The sequence below is a fragment of the Roseivirga sp. YIW32 genome (assembly GCF_057219245.1).
In genome coordinates this window covers 1,254,682-1,272,397 of the sequence record NZ_JBXVVG010000002.1, presented here as the reverse complement: position 1 = coordinate 1,272,397, position 17,716 = coordinate 1,254,682, and the positions used below count along the sequence as shown (strand labels likewise).

The following is a 17,716-nucleotide window of genomic DNA, read 5'->3' as shown; positions in this document are numbered from 1 at the left end:
GGCTAGAAAAGATAAACAATTCACTTCTGCACGTGATTAATCTACGTGCAAAAGCCAAAGCTATCTATCGTCTGGTTTAAGCGAGATCTGCGTTTGTCAGATCATCAACCCCTGAAAACCGCCATTGCATCAGGCGATAGGCTTTTGCTCCTCTACTGCTTTGATCCGCTGCTCATCAATGACCCGCACTATGACGTCAGGCATTGGCGATTTGTGTGGGAGTCCTTAGCGGATATGAATCAGCAGCTTAAGCCATTGGGTCATCAACTGACTATCTTTTTTGCTCCTTTTCGTCAACTCCTGGCCACACTATCAGAACACTACCATATCCTGACGATCTACTCGCATGAAGAAACGGGAATACAAGTGACCTACGACCTTGACAAATGGCTGCATCAGTTTTGTCTTTCAAAGGACATTGTCTGGAAAGAATTCATGTACAATGGGGTGCTCAGAGGAGCAAAGAACAGACAACACTGGCTAAAGCACTGGCATGGGCTCATGAATGCCTCAATGGAACATCCAGATTTGAAGGCGTTAAGCACCATTGAATTGGATCATGACATACACCAGCAATTTGGAAAACCCGTCCCAAAACAGTTCCAAATCCCAAACCCTAACTTTCAGAAGGGAGGCACTACTACGGGTAGAAGATACCTCAAGAGCTTTCTGTCAGAACGTATTGCACATTATGCTGCCTCTATATCTAAACCTGAAGCGAGTCGAAAAGGCTGCAGCAGACTCTCACCTTACCTGGCCTGGGGCAATTTGAGTATTCGAGAAGTGTACCAGGTACGTCTAAACGCCAAAGAAAGATTTGGCTTCAAAAAACAGTCATCAAGTTTCGGTTCTAGATTACAATGGCACGATCATTTTGTCCAGAAGTTTGAAATGGAAGAACGCTATGAGTTCGAAAACATCAACCGGGGTTACGACCTATTGCAAAAAACACCTCAGCAAGACTTACTGGATGCCTGGAAAAACGGAAAGACCGGAATCCCCTTGGTCGATGCCTGTATGCGCTGCCTTCATGAAACGGGTTACATTAACTTTCGTATGCGTGCCATGCTTGTCAGTTTTTTGACCCATCATTTATGGCAACATTGGAAGGAAGGAGCCGTTTACCTTGCGTCACAATTCCTTGATTTTGAACCAGGCATTCACTACCCGCAGTTTCAAATGCAAGCAGGCATGACCGGCATCAACACCATCCGTATCTATAATCCGATCAAGCAAAGTCAAGAACATGATCCTGATGGAACCTTCATTAAAAAATGGGTGCCTGAACTTCGTGAAGTCCCAAAGGAGTACATTCATGAACCTTGGCTCATGCCCCCTATTGACCTTCGCCTATTAGGCCTAAATCCTGAAGAACTACAACCCATTGTCGATGTAAAAAAAGCATCAGAAAAGGCTAGAAAATCGCTTTGGACACATAAGAAGCATCCTGAAGTGAGAAAAGAAAACTATAGAATTCTCTCCAGGCATACCCTTCCAGGTAGGAGAATGCAATGAGGCAAACATTGGGCTCATGTTATGGTTAATTTATCATGAAAAAAGGTCAACTACCGACCAAAACTTGCCCAGTCTGTCATCGTCCTTTTGAATGGCGGAAAAAATGGAAAAGCTGTTGGGAAGAAGTCGTCTACTGTAGCGAGAGATGTAGAAGAAATAAAAAATCAGCTTGAACTGATCCTCTCGCGAGCTACCAATCACAAATACCCTCATGAAAAAATTAAGACTCATACTAGGTGACCAACTGAATCATACCCACAGCTGGTATGATCAAAGCTCAGAAGAGGTGCTCTATGTGATCATGGAAATGGAACAAGAGTTAAGCTATGTGACTCACCATATCCAAAAAGTAGTGGCTTTTTTTGCCGCCATGCGCACCTTCGCTGAGCACCTCAAAACAAATGGGCATCAGGTGCTTTACCTCCCCTTAGACGATGAACGAAACAAACAATCTCTGACCGAAAACCTTAGCTGGATCATAGAAACCCATGGGATTGAACGGTTCGAATATCAATTACCGGACGAATACAGACTAGATCGACAATTAAAGGAGTATTGCGAGTCGTTAGCCATCTCTTACCAAGAGGTTGATACCGAGCATTTTCTTACCGAGCGACATGAGCTCAGAGATTTTTTTAAAGGCAAAAAGCAATTGATCATGGAGAACTTCTATCGCCATATGCGAAAGAAACATGACGTGCTGATGGATGGAACAAAACCTGTTGGTGACCAATGGAACTATGATCATGAGAACCGGAAGAAAATGCCGAAAGGCACATCACTTCCTCCAGTCAATTCTTTTCATACGGATGTTACGCACTTGGTTGAACTCATCCGAAAAAAGGGAATTGAAACGATTGGACATATTGACCAAAAAAATTTCGTTTGGCCCACCAGTCGTCAAAATGCGCTCGCCCAACTGGACTTTTTCATCGAAGAGTGCCTGCCACAATTCGGAGCCTACCAGGATGCCATGACTACTCAAGGCTGGTCTTTATTTCACTCCAGGATTTCCTTCGCCTTGAATGCCAAATTGATCAGCCCGCTAGAGGTCATTCGCAAAATAGAAGAAGTATATGACACCAGACCTGAACACGCTCCCTTATCGGCCATTGAAGGATTTATCAGACAAATCCTAGGTTGGAGAGAGTACATGAGGGGCGTTTACTGGATGCACATGCCGGACTATGCGGATAAAAACTTTTTTGATCATAATCGAAAACTACCCAACTGGTTTTGGACTGGGGAAACCGATATGAAGTGCCTTTCTCACTCCATCGGACAGTCACTGGATCATGCCTATGCCCATCACATCCAGCGCCTGATGGTCACCGGTAACTTTGCCCTTCTGGCAGGAATTGATCCAGATGAAGTTGACCGATGGTACCTGGGCATTTATATCGATGCGATCGAATGGGTAGAGATCACCAATACGCGGGGCATGAGCCAATTTGCAGATGGCGGGATTGTGGCGACAAAACCTTATGTGTCTTCCGCCAATTACATGCACAAGATGAGTCATTATTGCACCCAATGTACCTACGATCATAAGAAGAAAATTGGCGATAAGGCTTGTCCATTCAATAGCCTTTACTGGAATTTCATTGAGGAGCATAGGGAAAAACTGGAAAAAAATCAGCGCATGAGCATGATCTATCGTGTTTGGGATAAAAATTCTCCTGAGTCCAAAAACCAATTGATTGAACAGGCAGCTCATTATCTTGAAAGAATAGCAACATTATGAGCAGATCGATCTATTGGTTTCGAAACGACATACGCCTAGAGGACAATGAAGCACTGTTGAAAGCAGCAGCGGCAACCGAAGAAGTTGTTCCCATGTATGTCCTTGACGAAACATTACTTCATGGAAAACAATTGGGTATTGAGCGTATGGGAGCCTTTCGACTTCAGTTCCTGCTCGAATCGCTAACCGAACTGAAAAAATCCCTTATTCAAATAGGATCAGACCTTCATTTTTGCATTGGAGATCCCAAAGAGGAAATTCTACGAGTAAGCAAAGACTTCTCTTGCGATACACTATATGCTCAAGCCGCAAGTGCTTATGAGGAGACCTCTTTGGAAGAAGAACTCGCCAAGCAGCTCAACGTCCATTTCATCTGGGGCGAAACGCTATATCATCTACAAGATCTACCCATCAGCTTAGCGGAGCTACCCGATACTTTTACCACATTTCGGAAATTAGTTGAAAAGAAATCTGCCGTACGAGAGGCATTCGAGGCGCCGGTTCATCTAAATAGTCCTGCAGATTTCGGAACGGAAATACCTTCCCTAGATGAGCTAGGTTTTGAACACCCGACACTCGACGAACGAACGGTGATCCAATTTAAAGGAGGTGCACAAGCCGGATCTGATCGTCTGGACTACTATCTCTGGAGATCCGAACTTCTGGCTAACTATAAGCAAACTAGAAATGGACTTATCGGCGGTGATTACTCCAGTAAATTCTCGCCTTGGTTGGCACTGGGCTGCATTTCTCCACGACAAGTCTATTGGCAGGTGAAGAAATTCGAACGGTACATTAAAAAGAATAGCTCAACCTACTGGCTCATTTTTGAATTGATCTGGAGAGACTATTTTCACTTTGTAGCGCTGAAGTACGGAGCGAGGATCTACCAACGCTCAGGAATTAGCGGAGAGGAAAAAATCACCTGGCGGTCGGATAAATTGTTTCATTTATGGAGAGATGCCAAAACCAAAGAACCCTTTGTTGATGCCAACATGAGAGAGCTGAATCAAACCGGCTTTATGAGCAATCGAGGAAGACAGAACGTTGCCTCTTACTTGATGCATACGATGAAAATCGATTGGAGACTTGGTGCAGCGTATTTTGAAAAAATGCTGATCGACTATGATCCTTGCTCAAACTATGGAAACTGGATCTACATTGCCGGTGTGGGCAACGACCCAAGAGGAGGAAGAGAATTTAACATCGAAAGGCAAAAAGGGATGTACGACCCCAAAGGGGAGTATCAGAAACTTTGGGCCTAAAAGCAAGAGAAGATTTAGTACATAAAGTCTCTTTCAATGAGGTGTTTTTCTATTTTTATGCGATAGACCATTGCATGTGAACAACATCCTCATCCTATTTGCTCATCCTATTTGCTCATCCTAATTTTGAATCGTCACGGTTGAATAAACGCCTTATTCAAACGGCTAAGAACTTTTCTAATGTTACCGTTCATGACCTGTATGAGTTATATCCGGATTTTAACATAGACGTAGTCCATGAGCAGGAGACGTTATTCGGGCACGACATCGTCATATGGCAACATCCCTTATACTGGTACAGCTGCCCGCCCTTACTCAAACAATGGATCGACATGGTCCTTCAATACAATTGGGCTTATGGTCCCTATGGCTTTGCCTTAAATGGCAAGGTCTGCCTCAACGCCATCACAGCAGGAGGTTCACGCGAGATCTATGGACCAGAAGGGAAAAATAAGTACACCATCAATGAGTTTTTGCGTCCCTTTGAGCAAACAGCAAGTCTTTGCGGTATGCACTATTTACCTCCATTTGCCATAACCAGTGCTAATCAACTCAAGACGCGGGAAGTTGGCTTTTGTGAAAAAGAATATAGTAAAGTGTTGCATTGGCTTTCGAATAAGGACTTATCGCAGATTAATGTCAGCGATCTACAATTCCTAAATGACATGACGGAAACTACCTAACAAGATCAATCATGAGTGAATCCATCTTATTAGAAGCCGTTATTTACCTCACCGCAGCGATTATTTGCGTTCCCCTGGCCAAAAAGCTTGGCCTTAGTTCCGTATTGGGTTTTCTGTTAGCCGGCATCATTATAGGCCCCTTTTTGCTTGGATTCATTGGTGAAGAAGGCGAAGACATACTTCATTTCGCCGAATTCGGCGTGGTGATAATGCTGTTTTTGATCGGACTAGAAATTGAGCCCTCTGCCTTTTGGAAAATGAGAAGGTCGATCATGGGACTAGGTGGCCTCCAGGTTACGGGGACACTACTTCTAATTTTTGCCCTGTGTCTGTTGGTTTTTGATTTGACATGGGAAGTAGGCCTGACCATAGGGATGGCCTTTGCTCTTTCTTCAACAGCCATCGTCCTCCAAACCCTCAAGGAAAAGGGACTTATGAACACGACCTATGGCCAAAATTCATTCGCTGTACTGTTATTTCAGGATATTGCCGTCATTCCAATGCTGGCTCTGCTTCCCCTCCTTAGCTCTGGTAATGGAGCCTCGTCGCATGAAAGTGGTGACCACAGCTCCTTTCTAGAGAACTTACCCTTAGGTTTTCAAACCCTTGCTGTCTTGCTCAGTGTTGCTTTGGTGGTTTTTGCAGGGCGCTATTTGTTCGTCCCGGTCTTGAGACAAGTAGCCAAAACACGTTTAAGAGAACTTTTTACGGCTTGTGCTCTTTTGATCGTACTCGCCATTACCTATCTCATGAATTTGGTTGGTCTTAGCCCAGCCTTGGGTGCCTTTTTAGGAGGAGTAGTTCTGGCCAATAGCGAGTTTAAACATGAGCTTGAAAGCAATCTAGAACCCTTCAAAGGACTTCTATTGGGTCTTTTTTTTATGGCCGTTGGCGCATCCATTAATTTCGTTGTCATCGCGGAGGCACCTGTACTCATTATCGGTTTGGTTGTCGGCGCGATGCTGCTGAAAATTCTTGTACTGATGGGCGTGGGCACTATTTTCAAAGTAGGACTCGATCAAAAACTTCTTTTTTCAGTAGGCCTAAGCAAGATCGGAGAATTCTCTTTCGTCCTGTTGTCCTTCGCCTATCAACTCCAACTCTTAAATCAGGAATTACTCGATATTCTCTTGGTCATCACTGCCATCAGCATGACCATCTCTCCGGTGCTGAATATTATCAATGAACGACTGGTGCTCCCTAGAATTGGCACCAAAGAGAAAGAGGAAAGAAAAGCCGACCCTATTGATGAGCGCAACAAGGTGATCATTGTCGGTTTTGGGCATTTTGGAAGCACCGCAGGAAGGTTCCTCAGAGCGAATGGTGTCAATGCAACCATTCTCGACCACGACTCTGACCGAGTGGAACTTTTGCGAAAAATGGGCTTTGAGGTCTACTATGGAGATGCCACCCGCGTCGATTTACTTGAGTCAGCAGGCGCAGCTGAAGCAGAGATACTTATATCCGCCATCGATAATCCAAAACTCAATCTGCAGTTGGTGGATACCCTGAAGAAACACTTTCCCCACCTGAAAATTCTTATGCGGGCCAAGAGTAGAGTAGATGCCTATGAACTTCTTGATAAAGAGGTACAGCACATCTATCGCGAAACACTTGATACCTCCGTGAAAATGGCTGGAGATGCATTGGCTATGCTGGGCAAACGAAAATATACCATTCAACGGCAAGCACAGAATTTCATTAAATACGACGAACAGAGCTTGAGGCGCCTGGCGCTAAAAATTCTGAATAGTGAGGATTACATTTCAAAGGCCAGAGAAGAAATCGCCATGCAAGAATCGCTGCTCAACGAAGACAGGCATTTGCCTACTCATGTCGAGGGCGAAGTTAGCCCTTGGGATAACCAACAAATGAGAAAGGATGCCAAGTCAACTGCTGTTCGTACAAAACCTTAGCCGTTCAAGTAATAGGCCAATAAAACCTAAATAACCTCAGAACTAAAATAGGAATAGCAGGTTTGTTTCTCGATGGTTTCAATAGGCCCAATGCAAATATCCGATGGTGGTCCGTGGTATGCAGAAACACAATACACGGACAATTTAATTGTTGAACCGTGGAATGCTTTTTCCTCCCTCCTGATTGCAGCTCCAGCCTTTTACTTTTTATGGAAGATCCGAAAACAACCCAAAGAGTATGCCTTTTTACTTTCTGCAATTCCTTTTTTGATCCTAAACGGTTTAGGAAGCACCCTATTTCATGGCCTTCGCTCATCTAGGATTTTTTTACTCATGGATTTTGTGCCTGCCCTGATCCTGACATTGATGATCACCGTTTATTTCTGGGCGAAAGCATTGCCTAAATGGTGGATGGCCTTTATCCCGGTGGCACCGGTTTTTTTATTGCGTTTTGGTCTGATCGACCTATGGCCAGGACAGGGAGGAATTAATGCTTCCTATACGATCAGTGGCATTGCCTTTCTCGCTCCGCTGTTCTTGATTATGCGTAAATTACACTATAGAAAAGCAGGTAATATCATCATTGGTTCCTTATGCTTTATTGCCGCCATTTGGTTCAGGCAGGTCGATCAGTCATTTACGGATTACATCCCTTGGGGCACACATTTTTTGTGGCATACCTTTTCAGGGATTGGCGCATTCTTACTCGCCGATTACCTCTATTTTATGAGAACACAAGAGCTTGAAAAAAAGCTAGCATAGACCTCTAATGGGGCCTGGATTCTAACAAGAAGAAAAAAGCACGCATTTTCATTTCTTTGATCTTATCCATAGCTTACTGATTAACCGATTAAATGCATGGAGAATCCGATCAACCTAACTTCCTTCTCATCCCTCGAACAAAATAAACCAACTCACGCCCTAGTATCCAACACAGACCTCGTGGTCATCAAGTATGGAGAAGAGGTCTCTGTTTTATATGGTCGGTGCCTGCACAGAGGTGCTTTATTGGCTGATGGTTATGTCGATGGAGGTAATTTGATCTGCGGTCTACACCAGTGGGATTACCGCGTTGACACTGGCGTGAGTGAATAAGACAATAGCGAATTCTTACAGAAATTCACCGCTACCATCTCTGACGACAAAGTCATCATCGATAAACAGGAAGTGCTCGACTTTGAAGTTGACAACCCCTCTCCTTTCGATCGCACCAGCTATTTGGGCGCTTATGCCGATACAAATCCAGCCTCAACAGAACCCTATACCCAATACATCAATGAACTTGCCCGAAATGGACTGAAAAATTGGGGGCATCATGGCAAAACTGCTGCTATGGGAGTTGATCGAAACACTCTACCAAAATGGGAGGACATCCAGTTTTTACCTGCTCAACTTGCCTATAAACCGTTGCTGGATGAGGAGCCGGTTGAATCAACCACCATTATTGGTGCTAAGGCCAAAAAACCCTTAACACTTGACATCCCCATATTCGTATCGGACATGTCCTTCGGGGCCCTTTCATTTGAAGCAAAAGTCGCTTTATCAAAAGGTGCCGAAATGGCGGGAACAGGAATATGTTCGGGAGAAGGCGGCATGTTGCCTGAGGAGCAAGAAGCAAATAGTCGTTATTTCTATGAATTGGCTTCCGCACAGTTTGGCTTTGAATGGGAAAAAATCAAAAAGGTTCAAGCTTTCCACTTTAAAGGAGGGCAAGGAGCAAAAACAGGCACAGGAGGACATCTCCCCGGTGAAAAAGTTGATCAAAAAATCGTAGAGGTAAGAGGATTAAAAGAAGGCGAATCGGCGATCTCTCCAGCGACTTTCACTGATCTGCGTACGGTAGAGGATTTTAAGGAATTCGCCGATCGCGTTCGTAAAGTAAGCGGTGGAATCCCCATCGGCTTTAAAATTGCCGCATCAAGAATAGAAGAAGACATTGACTTTGCTTTGGCTGTTGGTGTGGATTATATCATCCTAGATGGAAGGGGTGGTGGAACAGGGGCTGCACCAACCATTTTAAGAGACCACATCAATGTTCCGACTATTCCTGCCTTGGCGAGGGCCAGAAAGCATTTAGACCTTAAAAAGGAAGATCATGTCTCGCTGATCATCACTGGTGGACTTCGTGTTGCCGAGGATTTTGCCAAAGCCTTAATGCTAGGTGCCGACGCCATCGCCGTTTCAAATTCTGCACTGCAGGCCATCGGATGCTTAGGAATGAGGGCTTGCCACACCAACTTCTGTCCGGTTGGGATCGCCACTCAAAAAGAGGACTTCAGGAGTAGACTACAAATTCAGGCCTTAGCGAAACAACTCCACAACTTCTTCAATGCCACCACTGAATTGATGAAAGTGATTGCACGTGCTTGCGGCTATAATGATTTTATAAAATTTAATCCTTCAGACCTGAGCACTTTCAATTGGGATATCCATAAATTGGCGGGCATTAATTACGCAGGCATTAATCTTTAGCATAGATGGAAGAAGTTTACAAGAAATCGGTCAAGTTACATGAAGAGATGAAGGGGAAGATTGAAATGGTCAACAAGATTCCCGTAGACACCAAAGAAAAGCTATCCTTGGTCTATTCTCCCGGAGTAGCTCAGCCATGCCTAGAAATAGAAAAAGACCCTGAAAGAGCCTATGACCTCACCATTAAAGGCAATACCATTGCCGTTGTCACAAACGGCACCGCGGTATTGGGCTTAGGCAATATTGGTCCTTTAGCCTCACTTCCTGTAATGGAGGGAAAGGCCATGCTATTCAAGCGATTTGCAGGCATCAATGCCTTTCCCATTTGCATCGACAGCACCAACACCCGACACATCATTGAAACCATTAGACGAATTGCACCTTCATTCGGTGGAATCAACTTGGAAGACATCAAAGCGCCTGAAAGCTTTGAAATAGAAGAACAGCTGCAAGACATTGGTATTCCTGTTTTTCATGACGACCAACATGGCACGGCCATTGTTACGCTGGCGGCTTTAATTAATGCTTGTAAGGTGACCGGAAAAGAACTCACTGACCTAAAAGTGGTGATCAACGGAGCCGGTGCTGCAGGAATTGCCATTGCCAAACTCCTTCGTTGTTTCCATATCGATTCACCGCTCTGTCAATCGGTAAAGACCCTGATCGTTTGCGACTCCCATGGCGCCATCCATCGGTTCAGAACGGACTTGAATAAGGCCAAAACAGAACTCCTGAAGTATTCAAACTTTGAAGATGTCAAGGGTGATATTCATCATGTGATGGACAATGCTGATGTATTCATTGGTGTTTCTAAAGGCAATCTCATAGGCAAAGAGGATGTGAAAAAAATGGCTAAAAATCCAATCATTTTCGCCATGGCCAATCCTACACCAGAAATTGACCCGGAAGAAGCCAAAGCGGCTGGAGCCTACATTGTTGGCACCGGAAGAAGCGACTTCCCAAACCAGATCAATAACGTATTGGCCTTCCCGGGCATCTTCAAAGGGGCCTTGGCAGCACGAGCCAAAACCATATCAACTGAAATGAAGCTGGCAGCGGCCTATGCCATCGCCAATTCGTTAGAGAATCCAACTGCCGACGAAGTCATTCCTTCAGCCTTGGACACTACCTTGGCCCAGATTGTCGCAGAGGCTGTTGAGCAAGCGGTTTACCGTGAAGAAGAGATGAACCGTCAAATTGCTGAAGCGGAAAAGAGAATCAGTCATTAAAAAAGATCACAGTATTTAACTTACTTCAAAACAAAAAAAGAGCTCTTCGAAAAGAGCTCTTTTTCATTTCCTTATTCCGGTGTTTTCTCGTCCGGGTATTCTTTCTTGAAGCCATCCCAATACTCGTTCACCGTATTCTTCATGTCCTTTCTGAGCAAGAAGATACCTAACAAGTTTGGCAGGGTCATCAAGGCGATGGCAATGGCTGCCACTGTCCAAATAATGGTTGTGTCTGCGATAGCCGCGATGAAGAATCCAGCCACGTATACCACGCGATAATACTTAACCGAACCAGGCCCTAACAAGAAGGTCATGGCTCGATCTCCATAATAGGACCATGAAATCGCTGTACTGAAAGCAAAAAGGAGTAACCCAATAGAGACGATGTATTGACCCCAATCACCAAACCAGCCCTTCGTAAAGGCAATGGCCGTTAATGGAGAGCTATGCACCAAAGATTTTCCATAAAATGAGATATTGGCATCTTGAAGTACACCTTTTTTAATTTCTACTTTACCCGTTAATGGATCTCCTCCAAAAGATTCATTGACTACAACATCTTCTGCCACAGAACGCGCATGGATGACCGTAACATCGGAGATGATCTGGCCATTCTGCACTTCCAGCATTCCATCAAAAACAGGCAAGGGATTCTCACCGGATAAATGCTCTTTTAAGGCAATCCGATCTTCTTTAATGTTATCGGAATAATCAGTTCCCGCCAATATGGACATATCGGTTACAGCAAAATCGTTGTAATGCTTTTCTTGCCAGACGCCTGATGAAAGCAAGGTGATTCCAGTAATAGAACAAATGATGACCGTATCAATGAAAGGCTCTAAAATGGCAACCATGCCTTCAGAAACCGGCTCATGTGCTTTTGCTGATGCGTGCGCAATAGGCGCTGATCCCTGACCCGCTTCGTTTGAGAAAAGTCCTCGACCAACCCCCACATTGAAGGCGTATGAAATTGTCGCTCCCAAGAAGCCACCTGTTGCTGCCGTAGTCGTGAATAGACTTTCGAAAATGGACAAGATAGAAGGGATAACGTTGCCGATGTTGGCAAAGATCACTGCAAAACAGCCGATGAAGTAAACGACAGCCATTCCAGGCACTAGTTTTTCGGTAACCGCTGCAATTCGTTTGATCCCACCGATGATAACGAAAGCCAATATGACCGAAAGGACCGCTCCGGTGATCCACGGTTCAATCGCAAAGGTTGATTTCACTGCACCCGCAATACTATTGATCTGTGGCATATTGCCTGTACCAAATGAAGAGATGACTGTTGCAATGGCAAAGATCACGGCTAACCATTTCATGTTCAGCTTGTTCTTCATGTAATACATCGGTCCACCCGCCATACTACCATCCGCTGTTTTCTCACGGTACTTATGCGAGAGGGTTACCTCTACAAACTTGGTACACATACCAATGGTAGCTGTGACAACCATCCAGAATAAAGCAGCAGGACCACCTAAATGAAGAGCCAAGGCCACACCGGCGATATTACCGGTTCCGACGGTGCCCGAAAGTGCTGTGGTTAAGGCTTGAAAATGTGAAGTGTCTCCTTCATCTCCTTCCTTATCAAACTTTCCTCGCACCACATTAAAGGCGAAACGGAAATACCTGATCTGAGGAAATTTGAGGTAAATGGTAAAAAATAGACCTGTACCAAGTAGTGCAAAAGGAAACCAAGGGGAACTCCCAATGAAACTATCGATAAGCTTTAAAAACTCGTTGAGTTGCTGCATGAAATAGTCAATTTAGTTTTTTCGACCCTGCAAAAATATCAAATAAAGCTTCTGAACAAAGCTGAAAAAAGGAAAGCGGTGCTTTTGTCCTTACCATCAAATCGGTCACTTTCTAAAGAAAATAGCCATAGCTAGCTCTAAAGTCTTGAATTGCCATAAGAATCCTTCCTAATGCTCAATATCCGTGACCATGACCTTGGCCCATTTATCTTGATGCTTTTCGATCATGGACAGATGCAGCGGGTGCTGCTGATAATACTCTTGATCTTCTAGATCTTTAAAATGGAAAACTACAGCATAGTCGTACGTATTCTCTATGACGGCTCGGTTGGTATTGGCGGGACCACCTGAATAGAAGGCCTGTACGGTTTCAACCTCTCGAAGCTTTTCGCAATCTCGAATAAACGACTCCTTTTCATCAAGTGACAAGCCGGGGGTAAACCAAAAATAAGCGGTATGGACAAAAGGATGTTCTGTGAGTTCATCCTCGTTGCTGTTTTGTTCTGATTGACAGGAAACAAATAGAACAATGGACAATAGAAAGTAGGTGGTTTTCATCAGCTTGAACTTTTGTCCAAGGTAGAAAACAATCAACTATTTCTTGATGGGAAATTTCATTCGATAACTTACATCGACCTTACCTTTTGAGATCCCAACAAGTTTGGAACGAAGCATCTGCTTTTTAATGCCTTTGACATAATCGGTAAAGAGCACCCCGTCCAAATGGTCATATTCGTGCTGAATAACCCGTGCCGTAAGGTCATCAAACTCTTCTTCGTGTTCATTCCAAAGCTCGTCAAAATAACGAATGGTCAATTTTTCAGGTCTTAAGATCTCTGCATGCACATTGGGTATGCTCAAACATCCTTCTTCGAAAGACCACTCATTGCCGTACTCATCCAAGATCTCCGGGTTGATGAAGGCTCTTTTGATCCCCTGCCCTTCTTCATCGCTCATTTGAGTAGAATCAATGACAAAAATGCGATGCGAAAGCCCAATTTGTGGTGCAGCTAAGCCCACACCATTGGCGTTGTACATGGTTTCGTACATGTTCTCAACCAACTCTGTAAGGTCCTTATCCCCTTTTGGGAAATCTTCCGCCTCTATTCTTAAAATATTCTCTCCGTATGCCAGTATAGGATAGATCATAAATTCTTGCTTTCCAGGTAGGATTGAAGGATCACAGCAGCACTCACCTTGTCAATATTCCCTTTGTTCCTTCTGTCTTTCTTTTTAGAACCACTTGCGATCATTGCCTCTAGGGCAATTTTAGAAGTGAAACGTTCGTCATGCAAATAAACAGGTTTTTCAGGAAACTGTTTCTTTAGGTTTTTATGAAATTGCTCAACGTGTGCAGTGGCGTTGGTCGCTGAACCATCTAGCTTTTTGGGCATACCCAGAACCAGTTCGTCAATTCCCTCTTGCGCATCGTAGGTTTTAAGGAATTCTATCACATCCTTGGCATGCACTGTCTGTAAAGGGGAAGCAATGATTCGCAATGGATCCGTAACAGCAAGCCCAACACGCTTGGTTCCATAATCAATGGCCAAAATACGTCCCATTAATTAAGCTTCGCGAGTTCTTCAAATTTGGCCTTCACCTGATTTTCCAAACGCAAGGTTTTTGGAAAAAGGATATCGTTCTCAATTTTAGCGTGTGTCAGCAAATCTTGCTCAAAACGCTCTAATTCACTGTATAGCACCTTGATGTGCAAATCGGCTTCATCACAGTATTGGTAATCGTTGGTGATTTGCCTAAACCCTTCCATCTCATGTTCGTGCACTTCATGATCGAGCGCAAAATCACTGATTGAAAATTTCTTCATTGCATAAAGAACAGCCGAGGCCTTATCGCCACTATCTTCAAATTGCTTGAGTTGCTGAACATAGCTGAACACCGTATCCTCTTCCTCATGAATGTGATGAATAAAATCCTCCACAAACATTGGAAAAATCGCTTTGAGGTCATCAGAAAGCGCCTTATACCGAAAGTTGACCTTAGCCAACCCATCGATCAGCTGCCCTAGATAAGGCAAGCGCTTCTTCACAAATAAGTAGTGCGCATGCTTTAGGTATTCAATAAGTAAATCGACAGGTAATTCTCTCAATTGAATCAACGTCTGTTGTGAGGCATCCTTGACTAGTTCCAGGGCCTTGATCACATTTGTTGCCTTCAATCCATGACGATCACAAACTTCTTCAAGCGTTTCCGTCTCGTAATCATAAAATTTGACTCCAAAGTAATAAAGTACCGAAGCTCTGACATGGTTTTCAGCGACCAGCTCGTTGATCGTTCGTTTGAGAATTTTACTCATTTGACTGTTCTATAAGTTGAATCTAATAAATTTGAGTTTAAATCAGTTGTTTCGTACAAATTGAAAACACAAACAAAACCATTTCGTTAGTACCATACCATGATTTTAATCACTATAAATCTGTCAAACTCAAAAAATATCGGTTAAGTGAGTGAATACAAAAATTCAAGTACTCAAATAAGACTCCCTTTGTTGATTTCCGCTGCGTTGATCATCGGTTTAATGATCGGGAAAAACTTTGCTCAGCCTAAAGTGAGTAAGGAATTCCTTAGCTCTTATCAAAAGCTGCAGCAACTCATGGAATACATCGAAAACGACTATGTCGATTCGGTCAATACCGAAGAACTGATTGAAGAATCCATTGAAAACATCCTTGACAAATTAGATCCGCATACCGTTTACATCCCTCCCCGTGATGCTGAATTGGCACAATCACAGCTCCGTGCAACCTACGATGGGATCGGCATCGAATTCAACATTCTTCGTGACACTCTGTATGTTGTAACTCCACTCGCAGCTGGACCCTCTGAAAAAGCTGGAATCATTGCCGGCGACAAGATCATTAGTGTAGATGGAGAAAACATCGCAGGCATTGGTATCGACAACCGACAAATATTTGATAAACTCAGAGGACCCAGTGGTACAGAAGTAACGGTGGGCGTCATGCGCAAAGGCACTTCAGAGGTCATGGACGTCGAATTGAAAAGAGGGTCTATACCGCAGTATTCTGTGGATGCCAGCTACATGGTCGACGCTGAAATTGGCTACATCAAAGTGAATAAATTCGCCGAAAGCACATTCACAGAATTCAAAAAGGCACTTTTGGACTTGAAGAGCAAAGGCATGTCCAAGTTGATTCTTGACCTTCAAAATAACTCCGGAGGCTACATGAGTGCTGCCATCAATATCTGCAACGAGTTCTTGGGAGAAGATCAATTGATCGTTAGCCAGAAAGGGCAAAGCGCTAAATACGATAGCAAAGCATTTGCAGACGAAAATGGTGTCTTTCAAAACGGCGCCGTTATGGTGTTGGTGAACGAAGGCAGTGCAAGTGCTTCTGAAATTGTAGCCGGTGCTTTGCAAGACAACGACCGCGCCTTGATCGTAGGAAGAAGAAGTTTCGGAAAGGGTTTGGTTCAGCTACCTTTCGATCTGAAAGATGGTTCTGAACTGCGCATGACCATCGCTCGCTATTACACCCCTTCCGGACGAAGCATTCAAAAACCTTATGGCGATGAGGAAGATTACAATGGTGATTACTATGCTCGATATACCTCGGGTGAGCTGTTCGTTGAGGATAGTGTTGAATTCGACGAGAGCCTGGCTTACGAAACCAGTGGTGGGAGAAAAGTCTACGGAGGCGGTGGCATTATGCCCGATTATTTTGTCCCATTAGACACCACCAACACAAGCCTTTATGTGAACAGGCTCTTTTCAAGTAATGCCATCCGTGAATTTACATTAGACTATCGCGATACGCATGAAGAATTAAAGGACCTGGACGCAGAGGATTTTATAGCAAATTTCTACGTAACACAACAAATGATCGATCAGGTCGTGGCCATTGGCCAAGTCAAAGGACTTAAACGAGACGACAAGGGCTTGAATCGATCAAAAGGATTGTTAAAATTCTTGATCAAATCACAATTGGCTAGAGATCTTTTTGATGACGACACCTTTTTTAAAGTCTACAATCAAACCAATGAAGTTTACCTGAAGGCCATTGAGTTGTTTCAAAACCCCGCTGCTTTGCAGAATAAAGCCAACGGATCTTTGTTGATCAATAGATAACAAAGCCCTACGCTTCGCGTTAGTTTCCACATGAGAACCATGTTATTTTTTATTTGCCTGAGTTGGAGTACCCTCCTTTTTGGACAAGTCGATTCTCTCGAATTGAATCAGATCAACAAAGATGTGTGGTACAATTTCATGCAAGCCTATCAAGACCTTGATGCGAGCTTGTTCAATCAAATTCATACAGATGATGTGATGCGAGTAGTGCTCGACCAGCAACAAGTATGGGTGGGAAGGGAATATTTGGACAGAAACCTGGAAGTGTTTAACCGATGGAATGCCAATCGACTCAACCAACAAATTGAGTTTAGCTTCTTGAGTCGACTGCAAAAGGAAGATTGGGCCTATGAGGTCGGCATTTATAAGATCAGACGCTTCGGGAAATTTGGTCAAGAGACCAATCATTATGGTAAATTCTATGTGACACTGCGAAAAGTAAACGGCACCTGGAAAATCCAAACCGATGCCGATAGCAGTGAGAATGGGAACATCACTGCCCTAGATTTTGTCTCAGGAAACCAACTTAGTTATTGATTTCTCGTTTTTATGTATATTTACCGCGTTGAAAAAGCTTTTAACCATATCATTCACCCTGATCTACCTGCTCTCAAGTAGTGGAATTCTACTTGGTCAGCATTTCTGCATGGGGAGGGTAAACGAATCCGCTTTATTCAAAAAAGTGGAAGTGAAATGTGGGATGAGTGAACTTATGCATGGTAGCATGGAGAATTGCTGCGATGACGAATGGACGTTGGAGATCATCGAAGATGAACAGCAAATGAGCAATTCACTTCATGCACCGAAAGCAAGCTTTTTCGTTCTATTTGAAATTATCCTTCCGGATGTGACATCCGAACTAAACGAAGACGGTCAAGCGTTGATTCTTCATGACAATGCCCCTCCGGACAAGGTAAGCCCCCCTTTGTACCTCTTTTATCGTCAGCTCAAATTACCGGTTACTCTACAATCCTAAGGCACTAGTTCCTTGAGAAACAATGCCTGTTTGTTCATCGCAGATCGTGCGATCAAA

Annotated in this window: 18 protein-coding genes; 13 read left to right on the top strand and 5 right to left on the bottom strand. The window is 43.8% G+C overall.

The window, feature by feature from the left end; all coding sequences use genetic code 11:
• Positions 1–45: 45 nt before the first annotated feature.
• The 10 genes from AC2D6U_RS14500 (at position 46) to AC2D6U_RS14455 (ending at position 10,824) form a co-directional block, all read left to right on the top strand.
• Positions 46–1,515 carry an FAD-binding domain-containing protein gene (locus AC2D6U_RS14500; RefSeq protein WP_484721709.1) on the top strand — a complete coding sequence of 490 codons (1,470 nt, stop codon included), beginning with the start codon at positions 46–48 and terminating at the stop codon, positions 1,513–1,515.
• 35 nt (positions 1,516–1,550) lie between these two features.
• Positions 1,551–1,688, top strand: coding sequence for a DUF2256 domain-containing protein (locus AC2D6U_RS14495; RefSeq protein WP_484721708.1), 138 nt, complete (start codon positions 1,551–1,553; stop codon positions 1,686–1,688).
• A gap of 38 nt (positions 1,689–1,726) precedes the next feature.
• Entirely contained in the window at positions 1,727–3,259 is a 1,533-nt protein-coding gene (locus tag AC2D6U_RS14490; RefSeq protein ID WP_484721707.1) for a cryptochrome/photolyase family protein, read from the top strand.
• Positions 3,256–4,524 carry a DASH family cryptochrome gene (locus AC2D6U_RS14485; protein ID WP_484721706.1) on the top strand — a complete coding sequence of 423 codons (1,269 nt, stop codon included), beginning with the start codon at positions 3,256–3,258 and terminating at the stop codon, positions 4,522–4,524. Before AC2D6U_RS14490 ends, AC2D6U_RS14485 begins: the two co-directional genes overlap by 4 nt.
• 98 nt (positions 4,525–4,622) lie before the next feature.
• A complete protein-coding gene (gene kefF / locus AC2D6U_RS14480) occupies positions 4,623–5,207 on the top strand; it encodes a glutathione-regulated potassium-efflux system oxidoreductase KefF (RefSeq protein WP_484721705.1) in 585 nt (194 codons plus the stop codon).
• An 11-nt stretch (positions 5,208–5,218) separates the two neighbouring features.
• Positions 5,219–7,123, top strand: a complete 1,905-nt coding sequence (locus tag AC2D6U_RS14475) for a monovalent cation:proton antiporter-2 (CPA2) family protein (protein ID WP_484721704.1) — start codon at positions 5,219–5,221, stop codon at positions 7,121–7,123.
• Positions 7,124–7,213: 90 nt separating this feature from the next.
• A complete protein-coding gene (locus AC2D6U_RS14470) occupies positions 7,214–7,885 on the top strand; it encodes a ceramidase domain-containing protein (RefSeq protein ID WP_484721703.1) in 672 nt (223 codons plus the stop codon).
• Between the two features lie 96 nt (positions 7,886–7,981).
• On the top strand, positions 7,982–8,218 hold the full coding sequence (locus AC2D6U_RS14465) for a Rieske (2Fe-2S) protein (protein WP_484721702.1): 237 nt from the start codon (positions 7,982–7,984) through the stop codon (positions 8,216–8,218).
• Positions 8,219–8,290: 72 nt separating this feature from the next.
• On the top strand, positions 8,291–9,595 hold the full coding sequence (locus AC2D6U_RS14460) for an FMN-binding glutamate synthase family protein (RefSeq protein ID WP_484721701.1): 1,305 nt from the start codon (positions 8,291–8,293) through the stop codon (positions 9,593–9,595).
• Between the two features lie 5 nt (positions 9,596–9,600).
• Positions 9,601–10,824, top strand: coding sequence for an NAD(P)-dependent malic enzyme (locus AC2D6U_RS14455; RefSeq protein ID WP_484721700.1), 1,224 nt, complete (start codon positions 9,601–9,603; stop codon positions 10,822–10,824).
• Between the two features lie 71 nt (positions 10,825–10,895).
• On the opposite strand, the gene AC2D6U_RS14450 is transcribed toward AC2D6U_RS14455, so the two are convergent.
• The 5 genes from AC2D6U_RS14450 to AC2D6U_RS14430 all read right to left on the bottom strand — a co-directional run bounded on the left by AC2D6U_RS14450 (position 10,896) and on the right by AC2D6U_RS14430 (position 14,892).
• Positions 10,896–12,578, bottom strand: a complete 1,683-nt coding sequence (locus AC2D6U_RS14450) for an alanine/glycine:cation symporter family protein (RefSeq protein WP_484721699.1) — start codon at positions 12,576–12,578, stop codon at positions 10,896–10,898.
• A gap of 168 nt (positions 12,579–12,746) precedes the next feature.
• Complete coding sequence (locus AC2D6U_RS14445) at positions 12,747–13,136, bottom strand: Dabb family protein (RefSeq protein ID WP_484721698.1); 390 nt, start codon at positions 13,134–13,136, stop codon at positions 12,747–12,749.
• A gap of 36 nt (positions 13,137–13,172) precedes the next feature.
• Positions 13,173–13,727: a peptide deformylase gene (gene def / locus AC2D6U_RS14440; protein WP_484721697.1), complete on the bottom strand. Its 555-nt coding sequence runs from the start codon at positions 13,725–13,727 to the stop codon at positions 13,173–13,175.
• Positions 13,724–14,140 (bottom strand): Holliday junction resolvase RuvX, encoded by a 417-nt coding sequence (gene ruvX, locus AC2D6U_RS14435; protein WP_484721696.1) that lies wholly within the window; start codon positions 14,138–14,140, stop codon positions 13,724–13,726. Before ruvX ends, def begins: the two co-directional genes overlap by 4 nt.
• Positions 14,140–14,892, bottom strand: a complete 753-nt coding sequence (locus tag AC2D6U_RS14430; protein ID WP_484721695.1) for a hemerythrin domain-containing protein — start codon at positions 14,890–14,892, stop codon at positions 14,140–14,142. Before AC2D6U_RS14430 ends, ruvX begins: the two co-directional genes overlap by 1 nt.
• 189 nt (positions 14,893–15,081) lie before the next feature.
• Here AC2D6U_RS14430 and AC2D6U_RS14425 point away from each other — a divergent pair, with 189 nt between their 5' ends.
• The 3 genes from AC2D6U_RS14425 to AC2D6U_RS14415 are packed head-to-tail and all read left to right on the top strand — an operon-like array spanning position 15,082 to position 17,659.
• A complete protein-coding gene (locus AC2D6U_RS14425) occupies positions 15,082–16,683 on the top strand; it encodes a S41 family peptidase (RefSeq protein ID WP_484721694.1) in 1,602 nt (533 codons plus the stop codon).
• A gap of 39 nt (positions 16,684–16,722) precedes the next feature.
• Positions 16,723–17,220, top strand: a complete 498-nt coding sequence (locus AC2D6U_RS14420; protein WP_484721693.1) for a YybH family protein — start codon at positions 16,723–16,725, stop codon at positions 17,218–17,220.
• Positions 17,221–17,248: 28 nt separating this feature from the next.
• Positions 17,249–17,659 (top strand): HYC_CC_PP family protein, encoded by a 411-nt coding sequence (locus AC2D6U_RS14415; protein WP_484721692.1) that lies wholly within the window; start codon positions 17,249–17,251, stop codon positions 17,657–17,659.
• Positions 17,660–17,716: the final 57 nt, after the last annotated feature.